The following is a 6,190-nucleotide window of genomic DNA, read 5'->3' on the forward strand; positions in this document are numbered from 1 at the left end:
ACGGTAGAAGATTCTACACTGAAAGGCGATTCATCGATAAAGCGGGGCTTTCATCTCTCACCAACAACCTCTGCCATTATTCTGCACGGGCAGTAGCCAACCGCATGGTAATCTCGGGATTTAATAATTCGATTATAGGTTACTCCCTCCGGCGCTTGATTTAATCATTCAATTCGGACCTTTTAGGGGAAAGTTACGAGGATTTTAGGTGTTGTATTTGAAGCTACTTATCTTCACTGAAAATTGCACTTTCTGAAAGGCAGCATCTGAGAGCTTAGAGGGTTGTTAAATCTATTTTAATATGAATAAAATAAAAAGTAAAAAATTATAAACTATCTCCCCTTCCACTGCGGCCTCCTCTTCTCCACGAAAGCTGCCATGCCCTCAGCAAAGTCTTCGGTTGGAATTAACAGCTCAATCTCCTTTCCAGCAAGGTCGAGTGCGTTTCTGAATAGCTGCCTCACAGCATTCATTGACCTCTTTATTGACTGGGCAGCTGAGGGAGCAACTCTGCAGACCTTGTCAATGTGCTCTATGCCTACATCCTCCAAGCTGTGCTTTGGAACAACCAAATCAACAAGCCCAAACTCCTTTGCCTCCTTTGCATCCATAATCTCGCCAGTTAATGCGTAGTAGGCTATCTTCCTGCCGAAAAGGGCGTAGCCAAAAGATGAGGCGAGTGGTGGAATTGCCCCAATCAACCCCTCCGGGATGGCAAAACTTGCATCTTCACTGGCAATTACGATGTCAAAGAACATGTTGAGCTCCATTCCACCTCCAAAGGCGTTTCCATTGACGAGTGAGATAATGGGTTTATCATAGTCGGCAAGTTCAGATACTAAGGGCATTGCAACGTTTTCGAAGAACTCAACCCCATCTCTGAAGTTCTTCCAGGAGCCCATCACGGCTATGTCATCTCCCGCACAGAACGCTCTTCCCTCTCCCGTTATAATCACAGCCCTGACGTCTCTGTCAAGCCTGGCCTTTCTGAATGCGCTCGTTAATCCTGTCCACATTTCCTCGTTGAGAGCGTTCAGCTTGTCAGGTCTGTTCATGGTAATAACTGCATAGTTGTGCCTCTTCTCGTACTTAACTGGCCCGAACTCTTCGAACTCGTAATTCCACTTATAAAATCCTTCACCGGTCTTCTTTCCCAGCTTCTCAGCTCCCCTGAGCTCTTTCAGCAGTTCATCGGGTTCGTACTCCTTCAAGCCCGTCTTCCCCTTCCTTGTTTCCAGTATAGTCACAACCTTGTCTATGCCGTAGCTGTCGGCAAAGTCCAGAATGCCCTTTGGGTAGCCCATTCCCTTCACCGTAGCTTTGTCAATATCTTCTTTGGTCGCGATTCCGTTTCTTATTAGCCACGCAGCCTCGTTAATGCCAGGAGCAAGCAGGTTTATTGGGTTTACGCTGTACGCAAGGTCTTTTGAAATTCTCGCTCTCGCATAGAAACCGCTATACTCGTAGAACCCTTTTCCGGTCTTCATCCCCAACCTTCCCTCTGAAACCATTCTCTCCAGCAGTTCTGGCATCTCCACCTCAAAACCCCTCTTTCTGACCTCATTGAGGACATTGTAAACTGTATCAACTCCACTGAAATCAACAACCTCAAAGAGCCCCATCGGCAAACCTGCTCTGTATCTTATTGCTGCATCAATCTGTTCTGGCCTGAAACCCTCTTCAAGCAGCCTTATTGCCTCAACAAATACTCTTATGTTTATTCTGTTTATCAAAAATCCCGGAACGTCCTTTTCCACAAGCACATAATCCATTCCAATCGATTTTGCAAAATCAATGGTTTTCCTGACTGTTTCGTCACTCGTTTCCTTCCCCCTGATTATTTCAACAAGCCTGATGAGGGTTGGAGGATTAAAGAAGTGAAGTCCAATCACCTTGTCCCTCCTTTTCGTTGCGCTCGCTATGTCTGTTATCGGAATTGTGGAGGTGTTTGTGGCGAGAATGACGTCTTCCCTGCAGTTTTCATCCAGTGTTTTGAAAACCTCGTGCTTTACTTCAGTTTTCTCAACAACAGCCTCTATAACAAAATCAGCCTCTTTTGCTGCTTCAGATAACTCTGTCGTAATTCTTAACCTTTTCAAAATTTCATCTGCTCCTTTAATCCTCCCCTTTTGTTCGAGCTTTCTTACACTCCATTCAATCCTCGATAGGGCATTTTTCAGGATATTCTCATTCACATCGCACAGAATTACATCGTTTCCAGCTAAGGCACAAACTTCGGCAATTCCATGCCCCATTGTGCCAGCGCCAACCACAAGAACCCTCATAATTTCAATAAATAATGATATTATTTAAGGCTTTCTAAATTGTGTAGTTTTATAGGGCATAATTTCAATAACAGTAGAATTCAAATTCAAAAATGGAAACTGTGTTGCAAGTTAGGAGAGTATTGTGCGTCGGCTGTCTTTAACGGTCTCTCCAACGAACTGAGCCATGGAGTCTATTTTTATCCCACTCTTCTGAAGCCACTCTAAGAATTTTTCGCCCTCGGAAACAAGCTCCTTCAGATTCTTGTACCTCACAACAACGAGAAGGTTATAATTCGAGCCAACAAGCTTGTAAATCTTCTCAACAAAGTCAAATCTGGCCAACCTCTCCGTTATTTTCTTCAACCCTTCATAGTCGTTGTGCACACCCAGAAGCAGAATTCCGATGGTGTCGCATTCCGCTTTCTTGTAATCGATTTCCCATGTCTTTTTTACTTTCTTCACTATTCCCATGTCTTCAAGCATCTTAATTCTGTTGTACGCCGTTTTTTTGGACACTCCCGCATACTCAGCAATCTCTTCGAGGGAAAGGCCTTTTGCTATACCTTCCATAATCTTCAGATTTTTTTCATCAATCATTGGGGAAAATGGTGTTCCAAGAAGATAAACTTTTTGAATGTGTTTTTACATCTGGCATTCTGGAATACCTCTTCTTACTTTTGATCGACATTGTTTATGTAACATCCCGAGCTAAACGGCATTAGATGGTAAAAATGAAACGTGTTACACATCACCCCGCCACTTCTCTCCATAAAATGTCAAAGAAATCTGTCGAAAGATGAGAGACCTGCGGTGTCATTTTTGAACAGTTCTATATTCCTACCGAACTCGACATGCCTGTCCCAACTACCCGCAATTGAACACCTCCATCAATAAAAAGAAGTGTTATAGTGTGAAAAATTATCACGAATGCCGCGAACTTGAATATTGCTTCTACACCCTTCCAAGGTTTGTAGGCAACTTGCTTGAGGAAATTGCTAAATACAGTCCGAAACCGAATACGACCTGTAGTTCTCCCAGCAGTATGTCCAAGATAAGTGCGAGAAAAATAAAATGATAAAATTGGTTCCGGTAAAATAGCTTTTCAACGTCAACTCCCCAACTTCCACTCTCCTAGTTACCGTAAAACTCAACCTCGTATGTCATCGGATCGTTGTTTCTGTACCACCAGTAGTACCAGTCGTAACCCTTTCCGCTTACATCCACAACCCTCTCGTAGGGTGTGGAATAGCGGTCATCACCAGCCTTATACGGGCTAACAGATATTCCGATAGATATTGGACCAATGCTCAGACCAATATTTGTGCTCAAGCTTAGTTTCTCGTTAGATTGTTCTGGTTCTTCGAAGTTTAAGTTAATCGTCCCTTTAAGCGGTCCTGCCGCATAATGCGGCGGTGAAGTGGGTGGATAGTAGTTCCCGACTATTTGGGGAGTAGACAGTCCCTATTGCTGTCGGATAGAAAAACTCGTACTTCCAGTAGATTTCAAAGTCGTCGTCCCAGTAAGCGTATCTCTCGTACCTGTACTCAACATCACCCTACACGATGGCCCTCTTTCCGTTCGACACGAAATCGCTCAATTCACCAACTTGGGAAATCGTCTTCTTTTTTCCACTGGAGTGCCACGTAGATTGCGGGCAAGGAGAATTGGGGTCTGTGGAGAGGCAGGAGCTACCCCAACCTTCGATGTACATGACCGACGGCGGTTCTTCTCTCAGTCCAAAAGCCACCTTCAAGCCAGGAATGCTGTTGATATAGGTGAGTTTTGTGTCTGCAACGCAGACGTCGGGATTGCTGTGGATATAACAGTAACTGCTCTTAGCGGTCTCGACGGAGCTGGATGGGCCGTAAGTCTCCTTAAGCCTGCCTTTGCTGAAGTTGACTTTCACAACGACATCAGTAATGGGCTTAACAATGTCGGTCTGCAGGATTTTGTTGAATCCACCTTGTTTGGATATGACAACAATAGCATACTCCGGAGAGTCGTAGAGTGGTCTTATCTCTCCTTTTTCTTCCCTAACCCCTATTTGCATCAGGTTTATGATATCCTTCACCACGACAATTTCGCCACATCTTACCTTCCCCCTGTAAACAACATCACTCTGATTCCAATTCTCTGTGGGGTTGTACGGGGTTGGAAAACGATGAACGGCTATGAAACAAACACCGTCAGTTTTCGGAGTTTCAATATTTAATCTCACTATTCCTTTTGGCTTCCCTTCAAGCCAAGAATTGAAGATTATGCTGATCTCATCGTTTGACGTCGTCGCTAAACATGCCGCACTTCCCAGCATCACCAAAACCAGCAATCCCGCAACCACCCTCCTCAGCATTCCATCACCCCCTTCCCATATATACCTTGTCACTTTCAGGCATATAACAATTCTGACCATATATTGAGAAAAATATTATTACTTCTACTACTTAAGACAGAGACTTTTTGATGATGATTATTTAGTAAGGTTTTTGAGCTTCAATTTTTATGTTTTTGTGCAACCCAATCTTTTCTGTTGTCATTATTGGCTCCATCTCTGCAGTGCTTGCAGCCATCGCCATACTTTCTAGCACAACCATAGCCTTTGAGAGGGGCACAAAACTTCTCCCCCTCATCTCGAATCACATAATTGCCTGCCATCACGTTATAATTTCTCGCATAGGAGATCACCCAAACACTCAAGCAAGTGCATGCGTTCACTTTTTCTTTCTATTTCCCTCTATTTCTTTTTATTTCTTTCACAGCGGCATAAATGACTAACACCAATCCACACATAATTATCGTGCCAATGCAAAATCCTGAACCACTTATCCCAATACTGTTGCCAGTTATGTTTGCATAAACAAGTAGCACAAGTGCAGTGAGTGTGGGTACAGCAATCAAGACCTTTCCAACGATTTCTACCGCCTGATATCTTGAGACATAGGTACACCTCAACAAAAAATTAAAAATCATATAATTTAAAAATCAATTGTAATTTCATAGAACCACGCGCCCTCACCTAAGTAATCTCCGTCAAACCTTCCAAAATCTGATCCTGCCTCTCCAGTGCCATATACTGCCCCGCTCGTTATAACCTCAGTGTAAACTATGTAAGTGTGACCACCCTGTAAATTGACTGATATTCCGTTGTTAAAGTCTTTGTCAACCCCAGTCCAACCAAGACCTCCCTCGGATTTTTGGTATATTGTGGTCGTGTATTTTGCACCTGTTGTCGTATCGTAGACAACCAAGTTTATCTCAACGTTGCTATTGCCTCCTGCAACGGCGCTTGTGAGGCCGTAGATGTGCCCCCTCATAATTATATTTGCAGGCTTTGTGCCGGTTCCACTTACATAGAACGCCTTACCGACCCACCCCCAAGCTGATGCGCTACCGTAACCTCCTGGGCCTAAAAGTGTTGCAGCCTCAACCTTATTTGACGACAAATAGTACTGCGACCCATACCAAGTTGGAGCAACGCCCCAACTCGAAGAACCATGATCCCCGGAGTCTGATGTGTAAAAAGTGGTATCACTTCCTAGCATAACTGTTGACTTTGTAGTAGTAGCAATAATTCTACCAGTTTCCTTAACAGAGTCCAATATTTCTTTTTTAGCCAATTCGTGATAGATTTCTGCCCACCTTTTTGTTTTCTCTGTGTAGAGATAATCAACAGACTCTGCCCCAGATACCGCGTTTATCACTTTAATCTCTTTATCTCCCAGCTTGTTACATTCTGCTACACTCGGGATCGTCACATTTATATCAAGTCCAGCAGCTAAAGCCGCCGGCACCACCGCACTCCCAAGCACCACCAAAACCAGCAACCCAGCCACAACCTTCCGCAGCATTCCATCACACCCTTCTCATATACACCTTGTCACTTTCAGGCGTATAACAATTCTGACCATATATTGAGAAAATATTGC

Annotated in this window: 7 protein-coding genes; all 7 read right to left on the bottom strand. The window is 43.9% G+C overall.

The features are described from left to right. Positions 1–332: 332 nt before the first annotated feature. The 7 genes from H0Z19_RS11440 to H0Z19_RS11470 all read right to left on the bottom strand — a co-directional run bounded on the left by H0Z19_RS11440 (position 333) and on the right by H0Z19_RS11470 (position 6,112). Entirely contained in the window at positions 333–2,285 is a 1,953-nt protein-coding gene (locus H0Z19_RS11440; RefSeq protein WP_290726735.1) for a 3-hydroxyacyl-CoA dehydrogenase/enoyl-CoA hydratase family protein, read from the bottom strand. Positions 2,286–2,396: 111 nt separating this feature from the next. Continuing rightward, positions 2,397–2,864: an HTH domain-containing protein gene (locus H0Z19_RS11445; protein WP_290726736.1), complete on the bottom strand. Its 468-nt coding sequence runs from the start codon at positions 2,862–2,864 to the stop codon at positions 2,397–2,399. Positions 2,865–3,398: 534 nt separating this feature from the next. Beyond that, positions 3,399–3,596 carry a hypothetical protein gene (locus tag H0Z19_RS11450; protein WP_290726737.1) on the bottom strand — a complete coding sequence of 66 codons (198 nt, stop codon included), beginning with the start codon at positions 3,594–3,596 and terminating at the stop codon, positions 3,399–3,401. Positions 3,597–3,822: 226 nt separating this feature from the next. Further along, positions 3,823–4,617 carry a hypothetical protein gene (locus tag H0Z19_RS11455; RefSeq protein ID WP_290726738.1) on the bottom strand — a complete coding sequence of 265 codons (795 nt, stop codon included), beginning with the start codon at positions 4,615–4,617 and terminating at the stop codon, positions 3,823–3,825. Between the two features lie 121 nt (positions 4,618–4,738). Next, positions 4,739–4,876 (bottom strand): hypothetical protein, encoded by a 138-nt coding sequence (locus H0Z19_RS11460; RefSeq protein ID WP_290726739.1) that lies wholly within the window; start codon positions 4,874–4,876, stop codon positions 4,739–4,741. A 112-nt stretch (positions 4,877–4,988) separates the two neighbouring features. Then, positions 4,989–5,216: a hypothetical protein gene (locus tag H0Z19_RS11465; RefSeq protein ID WP_290726740.1), complete on the bottom strand. Its 228-nt coding sequence runs from the start codon at positions 5,214–5,216 to the stop codon at positions 4,989–4,991. 23 nt (positions 5,217–5,239) lie between these two features. Continuing rightward, positions 5,240–6,112, bottom strand: a complete 873-nt coding sequence (locus H0Z19_RS11470; RefSeq protein ID WP_290726742.1) for a hypothetical protein — start codon at positions 6,110–6,112, stop codon at positions 5,240–5,242. Positions 6,113–6,190 lie beyond the last annotated feature (78 nt).

This window comes from Archaeoglobus sp., from assembly GCF_017656475.1.
Lineage (GTDB): Archaea > Halobacteriota > Archaeoglobi > Archaeoglobales > Archaeoglobaceae > Archaeoglobus.

Excerpts from the sequence above, each read along its gene's own strand:
- H0Z19_RS11470 (WP_290726742.1), bottom strand. The coding sequence starts at position 6,112 with ATGCTGCGGAAGGTTGTGGCTGGGTTGCTGGTTTTGGTGGTGCTTGGG.
- H0Z19_RS11440 (WP_290726735.1), bottom strand. The coding sequence starts at position 2,285 with ATGAGGGTTCTTGTGGTTGGCGCTGGCACAATGGGGCATGGAATTGCC.
- H0Z19_RS11445 (WP_290726736.1), bottom strand. The coding sequence starts at position 2,864 with ATGATTGATGAAAAAAATCTGAAGATTATGGAAGGTATAGCAAAAGGC.
- H0Z19_RS11455 (WP_290726738.1), bottom strand. The coding sequence starts at position 4,617 with ATGCTGAGGAGGGTGGTTGCGGGATTGCTGGTTTTGGTGATGCTGGGA.